We start from the raw sequence: 21,009 nt of genomic DNA, 5'->3' as shown, positions 1-21,009 counted from the left end.
TATTATATCCATAAAACTTAATTAATTCTACTAAAGTAGATGATTTTATTTTTCAATTAAAGATACCCCTGTCATTTCTTCTGGTTTCTCTATATCCATTTCATCCAAAAGAGTAGGCGCAATATCACTTAATTTACCACCAGATCTCAAACCCTTTGCATTTTCTGAAACATGTATAAAAGGCACTGGATCTGTAGTATGAGCTGTCATAGGCTTTCCAGTAGAATAATCAATCATTTGTTCAGCATTACCATGGTCGGCAGTTACAAAAACTGATCCACCTTTAGCTAGAACCTTTTCTACTACCCTCCCCATACATTCATCTACTGTTTCTACAGCTTTAACCGCTGCCTCAAAGACTCCAGTATGACCAACCATATCAGGATTTGCATAATTTACAATAATTAAATCATAAACATCTGATTCTATTCTTTTTATAAGCTCATCAGTAAGCTCATAAGCGCTCATTTCCGGTTTTAAATCGTAAGTAGCAACTTTAGGAGATGGTATCATCACTCTATCTTCCCCAGGATTAGAAGCCTCTACACCACCATTAAAGAAGAAAGTAACGTGGGCATATTTTTCTGTTTCTGCCATTCTAAGCTGCTTCTTTCCTAAACCACTTACATACTCTCCTAAAGTATTTTTATAAGACTGTGGTAAATAAGCTATCTTTACATTTTCTATAGTTTTATCATATTGAGTCATAGTTACAAAGTTCAAATTCAATCTTTCTCTTTCAAATCCATTAAAGACCTCATCGTTTAATGCTCTAGTCATTTCTCTAGCTCTATCTGGTCTAAAGTTAAAAAAGATTACAGAATCTCCATTTTTAATAGTAGCTGTAGGCTTACCATCATCTAAAATAACTGTGGGAAGCACAAATTCGTCAGTTTTGTTGTCATTATAGGACTTTTCCATAGCTTCTACAGCACTATTTGCACTTTCACCTTTTCCATTAACCATAGCATCATAAGCTAGTTTTATTCTTTCCCATCTATTATCTCTATCCATTGCATAGTATCTACCAGATAAGGTAGCAATATGACCATTATTTATTTCCTTTAAATAATCCTCTATCTCTACTACAAAATCCTTACCGGAAGTAGGTGGTGTATCTCTACCATCCATAAAGGCATGTAGATAAACCTTACTTAAACCCTTATCCTTTGCCAATTTAAATAAAGCTTTTACATGATCAATATGGGAGTGAACTCCACCATCGGATAAAAGTCCTAAGAGATGCAATGAGGAATTATTTTTTATCGCCATATCCACAGCATAGTTTAAAGCTTCATTATGAAAAAATTTTCCATCTTCTATAGCCTTTGTTATTCTTGTAAGCTCTTGATATATAATTCTTCCAGCTCCTATATTTAAATGACCTACTTCTGAATTACCCATTTGTCCTTTAGGAAGTCCCACATCTAGGCCACTAGCATTAAGCTCAGTATAAGGATACTTTTTTATATATTCATCATAATTTGGCTTTTTTGCAGCCATAACAGCATTTCCATCAACTTTATCAGTTATACCAAGTCCATCTAATATCATTAACACAACTGGTCTCTTACTCATAATTTTCCTCCATTTAGCATTTACTAATTTTCTTTTAATAATTATTATTAATTATATCATACTACATCAATTTAGTATATACAATATATACCTAATTATTTTTTTCCTTTTTATATATCAAAAATACACAAAAATTTAAATTATATTAATAAACTAACAAATTTGCATATTAAACACCCCTTTACGGTGAAAATTTCTTAATATCATGCTATAATATTTTTATAAAATACATTCACTCCAAAGGTTAAAATTTTATTTGAATGGAGGGGTAATATGAAAATTCATACTTTAATGACAAAACATAAGCATTTAAGCACCGTTTCAAGCCAAGATAGCTTGCAGACTGCACTAGAAAAAATGCGTGAAACAAACATAAAATCTATACCAGTTGTAGATAAGAAAAAATTTTTAGGTATAATCTTTAAAGATAAAATTTTAGAATTATTCCTTACAGATGTGGATTCTGAAAAAAGATTAAGAGAAGCAAAGGTTGAATCTTTAATAGAATCAATTCCTACTTTAGGTGAGGATAGTAGTTTCGAACATATAGTAAATACATTAAGAGAAAATGATGCAGAATTTGTATCAATAGTAGATAAAGAAAATAACTTTTTAGGTATTATTCCACACAAAGCAATCTTTGATGAAATGGTAAACATAATGGGTTTAAATAATGGACGCAAACTTACTATTTACTTACATGACATTCCTGGACAATTAGCTAAAGTAAGCCAAATCGTTGCAAAAAATAGAGCAAATGTTCAAAATCTTATAGTTAGAAATCCAAAAACTAAATTAGATATCCGAGAAATGATTCTTAGAGTTGATGAATCTGTAGTAAATCAACTAAAATCAGATTTAGAAAAGGCCGGTTATAGAGTAGAATGTTAAGTTAGCTTTATATACTTAAAGACTTTAAGAGGTGTTCCGCTTAATAGTTAGCGGAACACCTCTTTTATATTACATAAAAATAAATTATTTAATAAGGGATTTTCCTGTCATTTCAGCAGGAACTTCCAAATTCATTGCTTGAAGCATTGTTGGAGCTATGTCTGCTAAAACTCCGCCTTCTCTCATTTCCTTTGCATCTTTAGCTACATATATGAAAGGTACTGGACCAGTAGTATGAGAAGTCATTGGTTCACCTGTGGAATAATCAATCATTTGCTCAGCATTTCCATGGTCTGCTGTTACAAATACAGTTCCATCTTTCTCAAGCATCTTGTCCACAATTTTACCAACGCAAACATCTACCGCTTCGATAGCTGCCTTTGCTGCTTCAAATACACCAGTATGACCAACCATATCAGGATTAGCAAAGTTCAATATGATTACATCATACTGATCTGAATCTATTCTTCTAATTACTTCATCTGTAACTTCATAAGCGCTCATTTCCGGTTTTAAATCATAGGTAGCAACCTTTGGAGAATTAATAAGAGCTCTATCTTCACCTGGATATGGAGCTTCTACTCCTCCATTAAAGAAGAAGGTTACATGAGCGTACTTTTCTGTTTCTGCTATTCTCAATTGCTTCTTTCCTAACTTACTAATATACTCACCAAAGGTATTTTCATAAGATTGAGGTTTATATGCTACATGTACATTTTCTATAGTTTTATCATATTGAGTCATGCATACAAAATATAAATCTAAGGTTTCTCTTTCAAAACCAGCAAATTCTCTATCATTGATAGCTCTAGTAATTTCTCTAGCTCTATCCGGTCTAAAATTAAAGAAGATTACAGAATCTCCATTTTTGATAGTAGCTATTGGCTTACCATCTTCTAGGATAACTGTAGGAAGCACAAATTCGTCAGTTTTGTTGTCATTATAGGACTTTTCCATAGCTTCTACAGCACTATTTGCACTTTCACCTTTTCCATTAACCATAGCATCATAAGCTAGTTTTATTCTTTCCCATCTATTATCTCTATCCATTGCATAATATCTTCCAGATACTGTTGCAATCTTACCGTTACCAAGTTCTTTTAGATAATTTTCTACAGCTATTATATAGTCCTTTCCTGAAGATGGTGGAGTGTCTCTTCCATCCATAAAGGCATGTAAATATACTTTAGAAAGACCTTTGTTTTTAGCTAACTTAAAAATGGCTTTTAAATGATCAATGTGTGAATGAACTCCTCCATCGGAAACTAGTCCCATAACATGAAGTGCTCCATCATTTTCAATAGCCTTATCTACTGCAGCATTTAGAACTTCATTTTCAAAGAAGTCTCCATCTTCTATAGCTTTTGTTATTCTTGTAAGTTCTTGATAAATAATTCTTCCAGCTCCTATATTTAAGTGGCCAACTTCTGAATTACCCATCTGCCCATCTGGCAAACCAACATTGAGACCGCTAGCTCCTAATTGCACATGAGGATATTGTTGGAATAATTTATCAATATTAGGTTTATGAGCTGCTTTAATTGAATTTCCATCTTCTTTATCACTAATTCCAAAACCATCTAATATCATTAACATTACAGGTTTCTTACTCATCCTTTTATCCCCCTTTAAACTGAAAATACTGAATTAACACTTTTAAAGAATAAAAACCAAAAATTATGAAAGAAATTCAGCTTAACAAGCTGAATTTCCCAATATATTACATTTTGATGTCAATGGTCATTAATTAAAGTTAACAATTGATGCAAAATCTTCTGCTACTAAGCTAGCACCGCCAACTAAAGCTCCATCTATATCAGACATAGCCATCTGTTCCTTTATAGTTGATGGTTTAACAGATCCACCATACTGTATTCTTATAGCATCTGCAACTTCCTGTCCATAAAGGTTCTTAATACAAGCTCTAATAAATGCTATAGTCTCGTTAGCTTGCTCAGAAGTAGCTGTTTTACCAGTTCCAATTGCCCAGATTGGTTCATAAGCAATTACAAGTTCCTTAACCTGTTCTCCTGTTAATCCTGCTAAATCAAGCTTAACCTGTCTTCCTATAACCTCTTCAGTTATGTTAGCTTCTCTTTCTTCTAAAGATTCTCCAACACAAAGAATTGGAGTTAAGTTATGAGCAAAGCAAGCCTTTAACTTCTTATTAACTGTTTCATCAGTTTCGTTGAAGTACTGTCTTCTTTCGCTATGTCCTATGATAACATAATCAATTTTCATTGCTTCTAACATTCCTGGTGCAACTTCTCCAGTGAAAGCACCCTTTTCTTCAAAGTGTACGTTCTGAGCTCCTACCTTTATGTTTGTACCTTCAACCGCTTTTTTTACAGCATCTAAGCAAACAAAAGTTGGGCATATTACTACTTCACATTTTGCATCTTTAACTAAAGGCTTTAATGCTTCTACGGTTTTAACAGCCTCATCAACTGTATAATGCATCTTCCAGTTTCCTGCAATAATTGGTGTTCTCATTTTATAATCCTCCTTTTAAGGTTAACTTCCTATTTGTGAAAGGGCTTAGAGCACTTGCTCCAAGCCCCTAACATTCCAAATTTACCCTTTATTTATCGTTTAGAGCAGCTATTCCTGGTAATTCTTTACCTTCTAAGAATTCAAGAGAAGCTCCACCACCAGTGGATATATGAGTCATCTTGTCACCAAAGCCAAGATTGTTAACAGCAGCAGCGCTATCTCCTCCACCGATAACAGTAGTAGCATCGGAATCTGCCATAGCTTTAGCTACAGCTATAGTTCCAGCTGCAAAGTTCTTGAATTCAGCAACACCCATTGGTCCATTCCAAATTACTGTCTTAGCATCTTTTACTGCATCAGCAAATAATTTTTCTGATTTTGGTCCAATATCAAGTCCCATATATCCTTCTGGAACATTTTGATCTTCTGTGATAACAGCTTCTGCGTTAGCATCAAACTTATCTGCCACTCTGTTATCAACAGGAAGTAAGAACTTAACTCCCTTTTCTTCAGCCTTCTTAACCATATCTAAAGCATAATCTAATCTATCAGCTTCTACTAAGGAGCTTCCTATGGAATATCCTTGAGCCTTTAGGAAGGTATAAGCCATTCCTCCACCGATGATTATTGTATCTACTTTATCAAGTAAATTGTTGATAACATTTATTTTGTCTGAAACCTTTGCTCCACCTAAAATTGCAACGAAAGGTCTTTCTGGATTGTTAACAGCTTCTCCTAAGAACTTTAATTCCTTTTGAATTAAGTAACCACATACAGCAGTGTCAACAAACTTAGTTACACCTACTGTGGAGCAGTGTGCTCTGTGCGCAGTTCCGAAAGCATCGTTAACATATACATCTGCTAAGGAAGCTAAATCCTTTGAGAAAGCATCTTCATTTTTTCCTTCTTCTTTTCTAAATCTAGTGTTTTCAAGAAGAACTACATCTCCTTCTTTCATAGCTGCAACAGCTGCTTTAGCATTTTCTCCAACTACAGTGTCATCAGCAGCAAATACTACTTCCTTGTTTAGTAGTTCAGAAAGTCTCTTAGCTACTGGTGCAAGAGTTAAGCTTGGATCTGGTCCCTTTGCCTTTCCTAAGTGTGAGCAAAGAATAACCTTAGCTCCATTTTCTATTAAGTATTTTATTGTTGGAAGAGCACCAACTAATCTATTTTCATCTGTTATAACGCCATCCTTTAGAGGAACATTAAAATCACATCTAACAAGCACTCTTTTGCCTTTAACTTCGATGTCTTCAATAGTCTTTTTATTAAAACTCATTTAATTCACCTCTTATCTTTATTAAAAAAGCCTGGCCTCATAGCCACCTGTAGACGCCTGGGACTCCTAAAAGGAGCCCAGCATCAACACTACAAAACCAGACCTTTACTTCATTATTTATAAAATTTTTATCAATTATTCAGCATCAACCTTAGCAGCATGAACTGTTAAGTCAACTAATTTGTTTGAATAACCCCATTCATTATCATACCAAGCAACTAACTTAACGAAGTTAGGATTTAAGGATATACCTGCATCTGCATCGAATATAGAAGTTCTCTTATCATGGATGAAGTCAGTTGAAACAACTGCATCTTCAGTGTATCCAAGAATACCCTTTAATTCGCCTTCTGAAGCAGCCTTAACAGCAGCCTTAATTTCTTCATAAGTAGCTGGCTTTTCAAGTCTGCAAGTTAAGTCAACAACGGATACATCGATTGTTGGTACTCTGAAGGACATACCAGTTAATTTTCCGTTTAATTCAGGAATTACCTTACCAACTGCCTTAGCAGCTCCAGTTGATGAAGGAATTATGTTAGCAGCAGCAGCTCTTCCGCCTCTCCAGTCTTTCTTTGAAGGACCGTCAACTGTCTTCTGAGTAGCTGTTGTTGAGTGAACAGTTGTCATTAAACCTTCAACTATACCAAAGTTTTCATGAATAACCTTAGCTAAAGGTGCAAGACAGTTTGTAGTACATGAAGCGTTAGAAATAACCTTTAAGTCCTTTGTATACTTTGTATGGTTAACTCCCATAACGAACATTGGAGCATCTGCTGAAGGAGCTGAAATAACAACCTTCTTAGCACCACCTTTGAAGTGAGCTGAAGCCTTTTCTGTAGTTGTGAATACACCTGTACATTCAAGTATGTACTCTGCTCCGCAGGAAGCCCAGTTAATGTTTGAAGGATCTGTTTCAGCAAATACCTTTATTGACTTTCCATTAACAATTAATGCATTGTTAGCAGCATCTACAGAAACTTCTCCAGTGAATTTTCCATGAACTGAATCATAAGTTAGCATATAAACCATGTAATCCAAATCGATAAAAGGATCGTTAATACCCTTTACTTCTACTTCCGGATTTTCTAAGGCCGCTCTAAAAGCAAGACGTCCTATTCTTCCAAAACCATTAATACCTACTTTAACCATTTAAAGTACCTCCTTTAAAAATAAAATATATATTTAAAAATATATTTTAAGCAAAATTAAATAAAGTTATAAGATTAATTTTCTTTTAATAGTCTTATTATCTCTTTAGCAGCGTCTTCATCAGTAATAAGAACGCCATTTTCATTATTCCTCTCCGTAGCCAATATAGCTTCGGCCTTACTTTTACCACCTGCTATGGCTATAGGATGACTAATTTTTTTAATATCACTACTATTTATTCCAACTGTGGGCGTAGAATATACTACCTTTCCATTCCTATCAAAATAACAACCAAAGGCCTCACCTACTGTTCCCATATTTATGAGTTCAGTAATCTTTTCCTGTGGCACCCCTCTACGACGCGCCATTTCATCTGCACGCCCTATTCCATAAATAAGGACATTTGTATTCTTTATATGGCATATAATATCTTTTATATCTCTCTCATTTAACATAGTATCCAAAGCCTTATCACTAATATTGTCAGGTATATGTAAAAGCTTATAACTTCCACAAACCTTATTTGCCAAATTAGCTGCTAAAGTGTTAGCTTGTGTCTCAACTTGTTTACCCATGCCTCCTCTAGCAGGAACCACTAAAATATTATGTAAATTTTGAAGCTTTGGCATATTATCTATTACTTCTTTAATTGTGCTACCTCCAGTGAGTGCAATAATATCATCATTTTTAATTATTCCTTTTATGTATGAAGCAGCAACTCTGCCTAGTTCTTCCATCACAGTAATGTCTTCTTCTACACTCCCCGGAACTACAATAACGGCCTTAATATTAAGTTTTTTCCTTAACAACTCTTCAATTTCTGATAGACCTTTGATTTCATGTATAAAACCTTTTAGCTTAGTGAGCACCTCTTCCCCCTCAGATGTAACAATCATACCAGCAGTATTAACTTCTATTAGGTTAGCAGATTTTAAAAAATTAATTTCTGTCCTAACTATTCGTTCTCCAAGATTTAGATTGTTTGCCAAACTTCTTCTTCCTACCGGTTGATTATAATATATAGTTCTTAATATATTATATCTTTTTTCTAGTAGTCCAATAAGTTCAGGCACAATCTTTTCTTGCAACTTCAGAATTTCTTTCAAAGATAACACCTCTTTGGTCATTTAAGGTCCCACTATACTTTATTTATGTCCCACAATCTATTATAAAGTACTTCCATTAATTTTTAAATAGTTTTTTCAAATTTTTTTATACACTTTATATTTTTTTGTTATTAGACTTGAATCAAACTACTAAATAACTTTCAACTATTTAAAGTTCCATATATTTTACTTAAGTCTACAAATTTACATTTTTTATAATTTAACCTTTTTCATCCTTTAATTTTATTATTTTTTGTAATATAATATAAGTTGCAGAATAACGTTTACAGTTTTGTATTACTTCACAAAGGTGGGATGCGATGACTATGGAAACTATTGAAACAAAGGATAAGGTTGTTAATAGAAGACAATTCTTTAGAGTTGAACATTCTGTTCCTATTTGCGCAACTATGAGCCTTTATTCTGTTAAAGGAAAAATAGTAGCAACTCGATCAACTTATGTTTGCATTCAAAACATAGGTCCTGGAGGACTTTGCTTCTGGTCAGATTTATCTCTTCCTATTGTAGACACTGCAATTTATAGTTTTAAGCTTACCATTTTAGAATCCAATCTTACACTCTATGGAATTATAGTAAGAAGCAAGCCTATTAGTGATAATTTAAAAGAATATGGCGTTAAGTTTACTGAAGAGGAGAATAATAATTTAACAGAGATTACAAAAATTATGAACCAGTGGCCATTGCTTTAAGAAAGAAAAAAACTTCAGAATTAAAGTATAGTTGCAGCTTATGTAATAAAAAATCTATAGAAGACTGCTTTTCTTCAAGAAATAATAAGAAATAATAAAAAATATTAAAAACCGGTATTATATACTTATTATTTTACTTATAAAAGTTTAAAATGAACATAAGAGGAAGCAATAATAGATTTTCCTTCAAATCTTTATTGCTTCCTTAATTATAAACCTAAAAAGCAGCCTTATAAATATTTAATACATCCTTAGTGTTAAGAGTTTTGAAATTTCCTAAATCCCCCCATCTTGTTGCTTGCTTAGCCATCAATTCTAATTTATCCTCTTCAACGCCCACTTCTCTTAAAGTAGAAGGTATACCTAAACTAATAAAGTATTCTCTTGTCTTATTTATAGCTTCATTGGCAATTTTATAGCTATCTTGATTCTTATCTATGCCCCAAACATTCACACCATATTCAACAAATTTCTCTACGGTACTATCATCTAATACATAATTCATCCAATGAGGAGTCAAGATTGCCAACCCAACACCATGAGTTATATCATAAAAAGCACTAAGTTCATGCTCCATTGGATGCACAGCCCACCAAGGATCTTTTCCATAAGTTAAAAGACCATTAATGGCTAAACTAGAGGCCCACATTAAATTAGCTCTAGCTTCATAATTTTCTGGATCTTCAATTGCTATCTTTCCGTACTTTATACAGGTTTTTAAAAGTGCCTCTGCCATCCTATTTTGCAAGTAAGCTTCCTTTGTATGCTCAAAATACACTTCAAAGATATGACTCATTATATCCGCAGTACCTGCAGCAGTTTGATTTGCTGGTACTGTAAAGGTATATGATGGGTCTAAAATTGAAAACTTAGGATTCATATCATGATGCATTACTGCTAATTTTTCATTTGATTCTAAGTTTGTAATTACTGCACCAGCATCCATTTCTGAACCAGTAGCCGCTAAGGTTAGTATTGAAGCTATAGGAAGAACCTTTGTAATCTTATTTGAATCAAGGACCAAATCCCAAGGATCTCCATCATAATATCGGGCAGCAGCAATTACTTTTGCACAGTCAATGGAACTACCTCCTCCAATGGCCAATACTAGATCTATGTTGTTTTCCTTGCAAATTTGTGCGCCCTTTCTAACGGATTCTATTCTTGGATTAGGCTCTACACCGGCAAGCTCCCAATAGCTAATTTCATTCTCCTTTAAAATGCTTACAGCCTTATCATATATTCCATTTCTTTTTATACTTCCACCACCATACACTATTAATACCTTTGAGCCATATTTCTTTATTTGCTCTCCTAGTACACTGATTTGACCCTTTCCGAAAAATATTTCTGTTGGAATTGAATAATGAAAGTTTTTCATACTTATCACTCCTCCTATATACTAAATCTAAAACTTAGACTTCCTAGTTAAAATTTAACTATACAATCATAAAATATACGTATATTTTAATTAAATTTATACTTATTATTTTAAAAATATTATACCTCTATTAGTAATACACCTTAGCTTTTATACAATAACATTAAAACTTACAGCAAACAATTATAGGCTTGTTTATGATAGTGTAAAACCATGCTATAATTTTTTATAAATACCTTGACTCTTACGTCGTGTCGTCCATTATTCTGTTTATAGGAAGGAGATGAGCCAATGAACTTAATGACTATCAGCGAAGTAACAAAGGCCTTTAATGTTTCTACAAGAACCCTTCGCTATTATGAGCAAATCGGATTATTATCCAGTCAACGTAAGGAGGATTACGCCTATAGGGTTTATGATGAAAATGCTGTAAGACGTATTCAGTACATCATTATGTTACGGAAGCTACGTATTCCACTAAAGCAAATTGCTTTAATTCTAAATGAACCGGAGCATGTGAAAATTATAGAAATATTTCAAGAAAATATTAAAGAACTTAATAATGAAATATCTGCCCTTAATACCATACGTGATGTATTAAGAATTTTTACAGAGCGCTTGAAGGAAAGCACTGGAAGAAACATTAAACTAAACCTTCTTGAAGATGCTGATATCATAAAAGTCATTGAACCACTTACCCTTTCCAAAATTAAATTTAAGGAGGAAAAATCAATGGGTGAGTTAAATAAAGCTAATGAGACCCTAAATAAGTTAAAAAATGTCCGTGTGATCCTGCTCCCCCCCTGTACTGTAGCTTCCTATCATTTTATCGGTGAGAACCCAGAAGAAAACGCTGGTGCTGTGATGGATAAGTTTGTTCGTGAGAGCAAGTTATACGAAAAGAAGCCTGACTCAAAAATGTTTGGATTTAATCATCCAAATCCATCCCCTAATAGAACACATTATGGCTACGAAATATGGGTAACTATTCCTGAGGATATGGAAGTGCCTGCTCCCCTTGTAAAAAAGCAGTTTAATGGTGGATTGTATGCAGCACATACAATTAAATTCCCTGACTTTCATGAATGGCAGCTTTTGGTCAAATGGGTGGAAGATAATGATAAATTTTCAGCGAATTATAGTGAGCTTGGTGATGAAATCATGAGCGGATGCTTGGAGGAGCATTTGAATTGGGTTTATTCTTCTCATATGGGCTGGCCACAAAATGGCATAGACGGGCATATTGATTTACTTCTGCCCATAAAATTAATACAGTAAAATTTATTGTTATTACTTACATAACATATTATAATTGAAATGGTTTGATATCTATATATAAAAGACTGCTAACAAATATATTTTGTCAGCAGTCTGGGGGACTTAAGGGGATTATTTAAATAATTATTTATTTTAAATAATTATTTATTTTAAATAATTATTTATAACACAATCACTTGTTAATTAAATTATAAGAAAAATACGCCTTCACCAGTGTCCATATAGTGACAAAGCTTTTTAAGGGGTACTATTTAGCTTTGTCACTATAATGCTGCATCGTCTTCTTCTCCAGTACGAATTCTTATAACCTTAGCAACGTCATATATAAAGATTTTTCCGTCACCCATATCGCTACCGGTTCTAGCTATAGAAACGATGGCATTTACTATTTTATCAACATCCTTATCCTTTACTACCACATCTACAGAGGTTTTAGGTAAAAGATCTAATTCATATTTTTCACCCATCCACTGTTGTTCAATTCCTCCTTGCTGTCCAAAACCTTCAATTTCTGTTGTCATAACACCTTGGCATCCAACCTTTTTTAAGGCTGCTTTTACTTCATCAAGCTTTTCTGGTTTGATTATTGCTTTAATATGCTTCATTAAACAACTCTCCTTTCATCAATATCAACTTTAGCAGTTTCATCAAGAGTAATTGCAGAATATGCAGGCTTTCTTGATAAGAATTCAGGATATGCACTATTACCATGTTCTCCTATATCTAAGCCGCTGATTTCCTCGCTAAGGGTTACTCTAATACCCATAGTCTTCTTAATCACATACCATACAAGAAGTGAAGCTGGGAATACAAAGGCTGCAACTGCTAAGATTCCTATTAACTGTGTTCCTAACAATGATGCTCCACCACCATAAAACAATCCACTCACAGTAGATAAGCTAGTTACACCTTCTTTAGCAAATAAACCAACACAGATAGTACCAAAGATACCGTTAGCAAGGTGTACAGATGTAGCTCCTACAGGGTCATCTAATTTAATCTTATCGAAAAATACAACAGAAAATACTACAATAACACCACCAATGGCTCCTATGATTAATGAAGCAAGAACATCTACATAAGCACAACCTGCTGTTATTGCAACTAAACCAGCTAAGCATCCATTTATAGTCATTCCAAGATCTGGTTTTCCCAAATACAACCAGGATACTATAGTTGAGGTTAACACTCCAGCGAAAGCAGCAGTATTTGTAGTCATTAATATATGAGCAACATCACCAGGATTTGACATAGTCATTGTGGATCCAGGATTGAAACCAAACCATCCAAGCCAAAGAACAAATAATCCTATTGTTGCTAAAGGCATGCTGTGACCAGGTATAGGGTTAATCTTACCATCTTTACCATACTTTCCAAAACGAGGTCCTAATATTATAACTCCAGCTAAAGCAGCCCATCCTCCAAGGGAATGAACTACAGTGGATCCTGCAAAATCCTGAAATCCTATGGTAGAAAGGAATCCGCCTCCCCAAATCCAATGTCCTACAACAGGATATATTGCCAGTGTTAATATGAAAGAGAATACAATAAAGGATACATACTTAATTCTTTCTGCTACAGCTCCTGATACAATGGTAGCAGCAGTTCCACAGAATACTAGTTGGAAGAAAAACTTAGCCCAAAATGGTACATTTGCACCTAGTGTATAAACACTTTCATCAATATCTCCACCTAGTATAAACAAACCTTTTGTTCCTATAATGGGGTTATCTCCTCCAAACATTAACCCCCACCCCAATAAAAGAAATCCAAGAGAAGAAACTGCAAAAACTATAAAGTTCTTTGATAAAATATTTACTGTGTTTTTAGATCTAGCAAAGCCTGCTTCTACACAGGCGAAACCAAGATTCATGAAAAACACCAACACTGCTGCTAACAGCACCCATAAAGTATCAATTGCCATTTCAATATTCATAATAATACCTCCTTAAAAATAATTTAGGCGCATATCCAAGGTGCCACTGTGGACACGTAGGATACACGCCTTTGTGTAATATAAATTTTTTAAATTTACATTTAGCTTATAAAAGTTTTATTCCAGCCTTTTCACATGATTCATAAGTTTGGCTGTCCCAAATTGAAGCCTGAACCTCGCCAATATGAGCTTTAGCTAGCAATAACATACATAATCTTGATTGGCCTATTCCACCACCCATAGTTAATGGAAGTTCTCCATTTAGGAGCATCTTATGGAAAGGAAGCTCTCTTCTATCATCACATCCAGCCTTTGTTAATTGTTCATCAAGAGACTTAGCATCAACTCTGATACCCATAGATGAAACCTCAAAGGCTTTTCCTAATAAATCATTCCAAAATACAATATCTCCATTTAATTGCCAATCATCATAATCTGGTGAACGACCGTCGTGCTTTTCACCTGATTTTAACTTATCTCCTATTTGCATTATGAAGGCAGTTTTATGCTCTTTTAAATATAGATTTTCTCTTTCCTTAGGAGATACAGTAGGATACAAATCTTCAAGCTCTTGAGTAGTAACAAAGCTTACTTCTCTGCTTAAAATTACCGGAATCTGTGGAAATTCTTTTTTTACTTCATCAAGAGTATCGCATACAGCATTTACAATCAATTTCACAGTTTCTTTTAAATATTCAACGTTACGATTTTCTTTACTAATAACCTTTTCCCAATCCCATTGGTCTACATATACGGAATGTAATTCATCCATTTCTTCATCTCTTCTTATTGCATTCATATCTGTGTAAAGTCCCTCGCCGGCGCTAAAGCCATAAGTGTAAAGAGCCATTCTTTTCCATTTAGCTAGGGAATGAACAACCTCTGCTATTGTTTCTGTCTCTTTAATATCGAAGCTTACGGGACGTTCGATACCATTTAGGTTGTCATTCAATCCAGTTTTAGGATCAACAAATAGTGGTGCGGAAACTCTCTTAAGGTTCAAAGCCTTTGATAAATTATCTTCAAAAGTCCTCTTAAGCTTTCCGATAGCGGTTTGAGTCTCATAAAGGTTAAGCAAAGGCTTATAACCTTCTGGAATTGTAATTTTAGCCATTTCTTTTCACTCCTTTTTTATATATCTAGAAGGTTATTTTTACAGAAACTTTTGACATTTCTCAAAACCTTCATTATTTAATTAATATTTCATAAATTTACTTCATAAGATATTCATCTACAGCTTCTGCAGCCTTTAACCCTTCACTAATAGCTTTTACTACTAGAGACTGTCCCGTTCTCATATCACCTGCTGCAAAAACACCTTCTATGGAGGTCATGTACTTATTATCTGTTAATACATTACCTCTTTCATCAAGTTTTACATCAAGTTCTTTAAGCATTCCTTCATAAATTGGATTAGTAAATCCCATAGCAATGAGCACTAAATCTACTTTTTGCTCAAATTCGCTGCCTTCTATCTCAGTCATTGTAAATCTGCCCTTCTCATCTTTCTGCCATTGTACTCGAGCTCCATGTAGCTTAGTAACCTTACCGCCCTTTCCTTCAAGTTTCTTTGTGGTGATGCACCATTCTCTTATACAGCCCTCTTCATGGGAGGTAGAAGTCTTTAAGGTCCTTGGATACTCTGGCCAAGGCATGGTATCATCTCTCTCTACTGGTGGCTTTGGCATTATTTCATATTGATAAATTTCCTTTGCTCCTTGTCTTTTAGCCGTTCCAATACAGTCGGAACCAGTATCTCCACCACCTATAACAACGACAACTTTCCCCTTTGCATCAATATCCTTGAATTTAACTGCCTTTCCTGCATTCTTTCTATTTTGCTCTGTCAAGTATTCCATTGCAAAATATACTCCTTCAAGTTCTCTACCTTCCACCTTAAGATCTCTTGGAACTTGACAACCTCCCGCAAGAACCACAGCATCAAATTCTTCCTTAAGCTGATTAGCTCCATAATCTTTTCCTATTTCCCAATTAGTTTTAAAAACTACTCCCTCTTCCTTTAGAATTTCTATTCTACGTTCAATATATCTCTTTTCTAATTTAAAATCAGGAATTCCGTATCTTAACAAACCTCCTATTTCATCCTCTTTTTCAAAAACTGTTACATTATGTCCATAGGAGTTTAGCTTGTAGGCGGCAGCAAGTCCGGAGGGGCCAGAACCTACTACCGCAACTTTTTTGCCAGTTCTTAATTTTGGAACAACTGGTTTAACCCAGCCTTCTTCATAAGCCTTTTCAATAATAGATAATTCTATATCCTCTATAGACACTGGCTCACTGTTTACCCCAAGAGTACAGGAACCTTCACACAGTGCTGGGCAAATCCTTCCGGTAAATTCCGGAAAAGGATGGGTTAAGGATAATCTTTTATAAGCCTTTTCCCATTGTCCCAAATATACCATGTTATTATAATCTGGTATAAGGTTGCCTAAAGGACAGCCATAATTACAGAATGGAGTTCCACAATTCATGCATCTGGCACCTTGAATCTGAAGCTTGTCTGCAGGAAGCATTATTTTAATTTCTTTATGATCCTTTATTCTCTCCTCCACAGGTCGCTTTGCTGAAACTTCTCTTTTATATTCCTTAAAGCCAGTTACCTTACCCATATTAAGCACCTACCTTTTCCTTAGCTTGTAAGTCTGCACTTTCAGCCTTTCTTGCATTTAAAATTTGCTTATAGGCTGTTGGAATGATTCTCTTGAACTTACCTATATACTCTTGCCAATGATCTAGAATTCTCTTTGCCTTCTTGCTGTCTGTGAGTTTGTAATGCTCGCTTATCATATCATATACCGCTTTAATATCATCTTCTTCCTGAAGAACTTCAATTTCAACAAATTCCATGTTGCACTTATAGGAGAATTCTTCATTTTCATCAAGAACATAAGCTATACCACCGCTCATTCCAGCCGCAAAGTTCTTTCCAGTTTTTCCAAGGACAACTATTCTTCCTCCGGTCATATATTCACAACAGTGATCGCCAACACCTTCTACTACAGCCTCTGCACCACTGTTTCTTACCGCAAATCTTTCACCAACAAATCCATTAACAAAAACCTTACCACTGGTAGCTCCATACAAGATAGTGTTTCCTGCTATAGTATTTAAATCTTGCTCATAGGTAGCCTCTTTTGGTGTCTTAAGCACTAACTTAGCACCAGACAAGCCTTTGCCTACATAGTCATTAGCTTCTCCTTCAAGAATTAGAGTTAGCCCCTTAGCTCCGAAGGCACCAAAGCTTTGTCCTGCTGAACCTTTAAATTGGAAGGTTATAGTATCCTCTGGAAGACCTTCATGACCATATCTTTTAGCAATCTCACCGCTAAGCATAGCTCCCACTGAACGATTTGTATTTTTTATTTCAAATTCCCCTGATACAGGAGTTTTACTTTCTAGAGCCTGTCCTGCAATCTGAATTAACTTATAGTCTATTGACTCTTCTAATCCATGATCCTGTGCCATTACACAGTAAGGCTTTATTCTAGTAGGAACATCAGGCTTATATAGTATTGCTGAAAGATCCAACTGCTTAGCCTTCCAATGATTGATATCCTTGTTTACTTCAAGCATATCTACTCTTCCTACCATCTCATTTATAGTTCTAAAGCCAAGCTCCGCCATGATTTCTCTAACTTCCATGGCAAGGAAAGTGAAGAAATTAATGAGATGTTCTGGTTTTCCTCTGAATTTCTTTCTTAGTTCAGGATCTTGAGTTGCAATACCCATTTCACAGGTGTTCATATGGCAGTTTCTAAGCATTGTACATCCCATAACTACAAGGGCTGTTGTAGCAAAACCAAATTCTTCAGCACCAAGCAATGTGGCGATTACTATATCGCGACCAGTTTTCAACTGTCCATCGGTTTGTAGACGAACTCTGCTTCTAAGATTATTCATAAGCAATACTTGGTGAGTTTCTGCTAATCCTAGCTCCCAAGGTAATCCTGCATGCTTTATGGAAGATATAGGAGAAGCTCCAGTACCACCATCGTAACCACTAATTAGAATTACATCTGCATGGGCCTTAGCAACACCTGCTGCTATAGTTCCTACACCAACCTCTGAAACCAACTTTACACTGATTCTTGCTGAGGAGTTTACATTCTTAAGATCGAATATAAGCTGTGCTAAGTCTTCTATAGAATAAATATCATGATGAGGTGGTGGTGATATAAGGTCAATACCAGGAGTGGAATGTCTAACTCTTGCTATAGCCTCATCTACCTTTCTACCTGGAAGCTGGCCCCCTTCACCAGGCTTAGCTCCTTGAGCCATCTTTATCTGCAACTCTTGAGCATTAACTAGGTATTCCGTTGTCACTCCAAATCGAGCTGAAGCTATTTGCTTAATAGCACTTTTTCTGTTATCTCCGTTTTCATCAATTATATATCTTGCAAAATCTTCTCCACCTTCTCCGGAGTTGCTCTTTCCTCCTAGCCTATTCATAGCTATTGCTATAGTTTCATGAGCTTCCTTACTAATAGAGCCGAAGGACATTGCTCCTGTACAAAATCTCTTTACTATTTCACTTACCGGTTCAACCTCATCTATAGGAATAGGATTGCCCTTCTTGAATTTTAAAAGAGATCTTAAAGTACAGAGATTTTCTGATTGATTATTAACAAGATCTGTATACTGCTTGAACACATCATATTTGCCCTGTCTTACTGCAATTTGGAGCTTTGAAATAGTCATTGGATTAAATAGGTGGAACTCTCCATCCTTTCTCCAAGCATAATGACCACCGGTCTCCAATTCTCTAAGAGGCTTTCTTAAATTGTTATAAGCATTCCTATGTCTTATAAGCACCTCTTCTGCAATTACATCTAAACCTACACCACCTACTCTAGATGGAGTACCTTCAAAGTAAACATCTATAAATTCTTTATTAAGTCCCACAGCCTCAAAAATTTGAGCACCGTGATAACTTTGAATTGTACATATACCCATTTTGGATAATATCTTTAAAAGACCATGATTTATAGCTTCTATATAATTTTCCTTAGCCTTTTCTGGAGTAACTCCCTGGATGTCCCCATCTTTAATCATTTGTTCAATAGTCTCAAAGGCTAGATAAGGGTTAACTGCAGTGGCTCCATAACCTAATAGAAGAGCAATATGCATTGTTTCTCTAGCTTCTCCAGTTTCAACTATTATGGATACCTTTGTCCTAGTTTGCTCTCTTATTAAGTACTGCTGTAATGCTGCCACTGCCAATAAACTAGGTATAGCGGCATCATAAGCATCCACCTTCTTGTCACTAAGAACAATGATATTGTAACCTTCCTTTATACGTTTGGATGCTCTTTCAGTAATCTTATCCAAGGCTTTTTTGAATCCTTCAATGCCAGTATCATATTTAAAGGTTATAGGTATAACCGTAGTTTTAAAGTTTTTATCTTTGAAGTTTTTAATCTTAGCCATGTCACTATCACTAAGCACCGGACTTTCTATTTCTATAAAGGGGTTATCAGAAATTTCTTTATTTAATATATTCCCCTGAGAACCAATGTAGTTCATTAGTGACATAACCAGTTCTTCTCTTATTGGATCGATTGGAGGGTTTGTAACCTGTGCAAAAAGTTGCTTAAAATATGAAAATAAAAGCTGAGGCTTATTAGATAATACCGCTAATGGGGTATCATTTCCCATGGAGCCTATAGGTTCTGCTCCAGTCTTTGCCATAGTTGATAAAATAATATTTAAATCCTCAAGAGTGTATCCAAAGGCTCCCTGTTTTTCTTTCAAATCATTACTGCAAGTAATTTGCTCCTCCTCAACCTTTGGATAATCTTCAAGTCTACTCTTATTCTTAGCAATCATTTCTGCATAAGGCTTACTTGTACAAATTGTCTTTTTTATTTCCTCGTCTTCAATGATTCTACCCTCTTTTGTATCAATAAGAAACATCCTGCCTGGTTTAAGCTTACCTTTTCTCTCAACCTCTTCCGGTTTTATATCTAGCACGCCAGCTTCAGAAGCTAAAATTGCTAATCCATCTTTAGTTACAACATATCTAGCTGGTCTTAAACCGTTTCTGTCTACCGTTGCACCAACTTGTACACCGTCAGAGAATGCTATGGCAGCCGGTCCATCCCAAGGTTCAATTAAAGAACCATGATATTCATAGAAGGCTCTCTTGTAATCCTCCATTTTATCATCATGCTTCCAAGCTTCTGGGACAAGCATCATCATAGCATGACACATACTTCTTCCATCACATTCTAACAATTCGAAAATGTTATCTAAGGACTCAGAATCACTACCAGTCCTACTTATTATTGGATAAAGCTTTTTAATATCACTACCAAGAACATCTGACTCTAAAACACCTTCCCGGGCATGCATCCAGTTTCTATTACCCTTTATTGTATTTATCTCACCATTGTGAGCTAAAAATCTAAAGGGTTGAGCCAATCCCCAAGTAGGGAAGGTATTTGTACTATATCTCTGATGCACAACAGCTATAGCACTTTTAAAATTAATATCATCCAGATCTATATAATAGCTCTTAATTTGTTGAGCTACAAAAAGTCCTTTATAAACAATTGTTCTGCTTGATAAGCTACAAACATAGAAATACTCTGATCCTCTTTTAACAAGCTTATTTACTTCATTTTCAGTTCTTTTTCTAATAATATAAAGCTTTCTCTCAAATTCTCTTTGAGAACCACAGGTACTTTCTACGAAAACCTGCCTAATGGTAGGCTCCGTACCCTTGGCTGTTTCTCCAATTACTCTGTTATCTACTGGAACATCTCTCCAACCAAGAACTTTTTGACCTTCTTCTTCAATTATTCTTTCAAAAATCCCCTCGCATTGTAATCTAGCAGCGGGTTCTCTTGGAAGGAACACCATACCTACACCATAGTTAGGTGCCTTCGGAAGCTTAATTCCTAAGCTCTCACTGCATATTCTGAAAAATTCGTCTGGAATCTGCGTAAGAATTCCTGCTCCATCTCCTGTCTTAGGATCAGACCCAACAGCACCTCTGTGGGTAAGATTGTTAAGTACCTCCAAGGCTTTCTTTACCAAACCATGGCTTTTCTCCCCCTTAATATTTGCTACAAATCCAACTCCACAGCTATCCTTTTCATTACTTGGGTCATATAATCCTTGCGCTGACGGTAAACCTATTCCGTACATATTTCATAGTCCCCCTTATCTAAATTCCCCTTTAG

General features: G+C 35.1%; 15 protein-coding genes. 3 read left to right on the top strand and 12 right to left on the bottom strand.

What is annotated here, in order from left to right:
* Positions 1 to 45 precede the first annotated feature (45 nt).
* On the bottom strand, positions 46 to 1,578 hold the full coding sequence (gpmI, locus tag N3C_RS04395) for a 2,3-bisphosphoglycerate-independent phosphoglycerate mutase (RefSeq protein WP_074364852.1): 1,533 nt from the start codon (positions 1,576 to 1,578) through the stop codon (positions 46 to 48).
* Between the two features lie 273 nt (positions 1,579 to 1,851).
* On the opposite strand from gpmI (N3C_RS04395), the gene N3C_RS04390 reads away from it, so the two are divergent.
* On the top strand, positions 1,852 to 2,469 hold the full coding sequence (locus N3C_RS04390; protein ID WP_074364851.1) for a CBS domain-containing protein: 618 nt from the start codon (positions 1,852 to 1,854) through the stop codon (positions 2,467 to 2,469).
* A gap of 84 nt (positions 2,470 to 2,553) precedes the next feature.
* On the opposite strand, the gene gpmI (N3C_RS04385) is transcribed toward N3C_RS04390, so the two are convergent.
* The 5 genes from gpmI (N3C_RS04385) to N3C_RS04365 form a co-directional block, all read right to left on the bottom strand.
* On the bottom strand, positions 2,554 to 4,083 hold the full coding sequence (gpmI, locus tag N3C_RS04385; protein ID WP_074364850.1) for a 2,3-bisphosphoglycerate-independent phosphoglycerate mutase: 1,530 nt from the start codon (positions 4,081 to 4,083) through the stop codon (positions 2,554 to 2,556).
* A gap of 129 nt (positions 4,084 to 4,212) precedes the next feature.
* On the bottom strand, positions 4,213 to 4,962 hold the full coding sequence (tpiA, locus tag N3C_RS04380; protein ID WP_074364849.1) for a triose-phosphate isomerase: 750 nt from the start codon (positions 4,960 to 4,962) through the stop codon (positions 4,213 to 4,215).
* Positions 4,963 to 5,050: 88 nt separating this feature from the next.
* Complete coding sequence (locus N3C_RS04375) at positions 5,051 to 6,244, bottom strand: phosphoglycerate kinase (protein WP_074364848.1); 1,194 nt, start codon at positions 6,242 to 6,244, stop codon at positions 5,051 to 5,053.
* Between the two features lie 135 nt (positions 6,245 to 6,379).
* Complete coding sequence (gap, locus tag N3C_RS04370; RefSeq protein ID WP_074364847.1) at positions 6,380 to 7,393, bottom strand: type I glyceraldehyde-3-phosphate dehydrogenase; 1,014 nt, start codon at positions 7,391 to 7,393, stop codon at positions 6,380 to 6,382.
* A 74-nt stretch (positions 7,394 to 7,467) separates the two neighbouring features.
* Positions 7,468 to 8,499: a sugar-binding transcriptional regulator gene (locus tag N3C_RS04365; RefSeq protein ID WP_074364846.1), complete on the bottom strand. Its 1,032-nt coding sequence runs from the start codon at positions 8,497 to 8,499 to the stop codon at positions 7,468 to 7,470.
* A gap of 320 nt (positions 8,500 to 8,819) precedes the next feature.
* Here N3C_RS04365 and N3C_RS04360 point away from each other — a divergent pair, with 320 nt between their 5' ends.
* A complete protein-coding gene (locus tag N3C_RS04360) occupies positions 8,820 to 9,209 on the top strand; it encodes a PilZ domain-containing protein (RefSeq protein WP_074364845.1) in 390 nt (129 codons plus the stop codon).
* Positions 9,210 to 9,426: 217 nt separating this feature from the next.
* On the opposite strand, the gene N3C_RS04355 is transcribed toward N3C_RS04360, so the two are convergent.
* On the bottom strand, positions 9,427 to 10,590 hold the full coding sequence (locus N3C_RS04355; RefSeq protein ID WP_074364844.1) for an iron-containing alcohol dehydrogenase: 1,164 nt from the start codon (positions 10,588 to 10,590) through the stop codon (positions 9,427 to 9,429).
* 291 nt (positions 10,591 to 10,881) lie between these two features.
* Between N3C_RS04355 and N3C_RS04350 the strand changes: the two genes are divergently transcribed.
* Complete coding sequence (locus N3C_RS04350; RefSeq protein WP_074364843.1) at positions 10,882 to 11,868, top strand: effector binding domain-containing protein; 987 nt, start codon at positions 10,882 to 10,884, stop codon at positions 11,866 to 11,868.
* A 263-nt stretch (positions 11,869 to 12,131) separates the two neighbouring features.
* Here N3C_RS04350 and N3C_RS14965 read toward each other — a convergent pair whose 3' ends face one another.
* The 5 genes from N3C_RS14965 to gltB form a co-directional block, all read right to left on the bottom strand.
* Positions 12,132 to 12,473 (bottom strand): P-II family nitrogen regulator, encoded by a 342-nt coding sequence (locus N3C_RS14965; RefSeq protein ID WP_074364842.1) that lies wholly within the window; start codon positions 12,471 to 12,473, stop codon positions 12,132 to 12,134.
* Positions 12,473 to 13,804 carry an ammonium transporter gene (locus tag N3C_RS04340; protein WP_074364841.1) on the bottom strand — a complete coding sequence of 444 codons (1,332 nt, stop codon included), beginning with the start codon at positions 13,802 to 13,804 and terminating at the stop codon, positions 12,473 to 12,475. Before N3C_RS04340 ends, N3C_RS14965 begins: the two co-directional genes overlap by 1 nt.
* 106 nt (positions 13,805 to 13,910) lie before the next feature.
* The gene (gene asnA, locus N3C_RS04335) at positions 13,911 to 14,918 is read right to left on the bottom strand and encodes an aspartate--ammonia ligase (RefSeq protein WP_074364840.1); all 1,008 of its coding nucleotides are present in this window, start codon (positions 14,916 to 14,918) and stop codon (positions 13,911 to 13,913) included.
* A 97-nt stretch (positions 14,919 to 15,015) separates the two neighbouring features.
* Positions 15,016 to 16,434 carry a glutamate synthase subunit beta gene (locus N3C_RS04330; RefSeq protein WP_074364839.1) on the bottom strand — a complete coding sequence of 473 codons (1,419 nt, stop codon included), beginning with the start codon at positions 16,432 to 16,434 and terminating at the stop codon, positions 15,016 to 15,018.
* Position 16,435: 1 nt separating this feature from the next.
* The gene (gene gltB, locus N3C_RS04325) at positions 16,436 to 20,974 is read right to left on the bottom strand and encodes a glutamate synthase large subunit (protein WP_074364838.1); all 4,539 of its coding nucleotides are present in this window, start codon (positions 20,972 to 20,974) and stop codon (positions 16,436 to 16,438) included.
* Positions 20,975 to 21,009: the final 35 nt, after the last annotated feature.

The organism is Clostridium sp. N3C, from assembly GCF_900095445.1.
Classification (GTDB): Bacteria; Bacillota; Clostridia; order Clostridiales; family Clostridiaceae; genus Clostridium_AU.
The sequence above is the reverse complement of the archived record's forward strand: the minus strand, read 5'-3'. Positions and strand labels throughout refer to the sequence as shown.

Excerpts from the sequence above, each read along its gene's own strand:
- gpmI (WP_074364852.1), bottom strand. The coding sequence starts at position 1,578 with ATGAGTAAGAGACCAGTTGTGTTAATGATATTAGATGGACTTGGTATA.
- N3C_RS04390 (WP_074364851.1), top strand. The coding sequence starts at position 1,852 with ATGAAAATTCATACTTTAATGACAAAACATAAGCATTTAAGCACCGTT.
- gpmI (WP_074364850.1), bottom strand. The coding sequence starts at position 4,083 with ATGAGTAAGAAACCTGTAATGTTAATGATATTAGATGGTTTTGGAATT.
- tpiA (WP_074364849.1), bottom strand. The coding sequence starts at position 4,962 with ATGAGAACACCAATTATTGCAGGAAACTGGAAGATGCATTATACAGTT.
- N3C_RS04375 (WP_074364848.1), bottom strand. The coding sequence starts at position 6,244 with ATGAGTTTTAATAAAAAGACTATTGAAGACATCGAAGTTAAAGGCAAA.
- gap (WP_074364847.1), bottom strand. The coding sequence starts at position 7,393 with ATGGTTAAAGTAGGTATTAATGGTTTTGGAAGAATAGGACGTCTTGCT.
- N3C_RS04360 (WP_074364845.1), top strand. The coding sequence starts at position 8,820 with ATGACTATGGAAACTATTGAAACAAAGGATAAGGTTGTTAATAGAAGA.
- N3C_RS04355 (WP_074364844.1), bottom strand. The coding sequence starts at position 10,590 with ATGAAAAACTTTCATTATTCAATTCCAACAGAAATATTTTTCGGAAAG.
- N3C_RS04350 (WP_074364843.1), top strand. The coding sequence starts at position 10,882 with ATGAACTTAATGACTATCAGCGAAGTAACAAAGGCCTTTAATGTTTCT.
- N3C_RS14965 (WP_074364842.1), bottom strand. The coding sequence starts at position 12,473 with ATGAAGCATATTAAAGCAATAATCAAACCAGAAAAGCTTGATGAAGTA.
- N3C_RS04340 (WP_074364841.1), bottom strand. The coding sequence starts at position 13,804 with ATGAATATTGAAATGGCAATTGATACTTTATGGGTGCTGTTAGCAGCA.
- asnA (WP_074364840.1), bottom strand. The coding sequence starts at position 14,918 with ATGGCTAAAATTACAATTCCAGAAGGTTATAAGCCTTTGCTTAACCTT.
- N3C_RS04330 (WP_074364839.1), bottom strand. The coding sequence starts at position 16,434 with ATGGGTAAGGTAACTGGCTTTAAGGAATATAAAAGAGAAGTTTCAGCA.
- gltB (WP_074364838.1), bottom strand. The coding sequence starts at position 20,974 with ATGTACGGAATAGGTTTACCGTCAGCGCAAGGATTATATGACCCAAGT.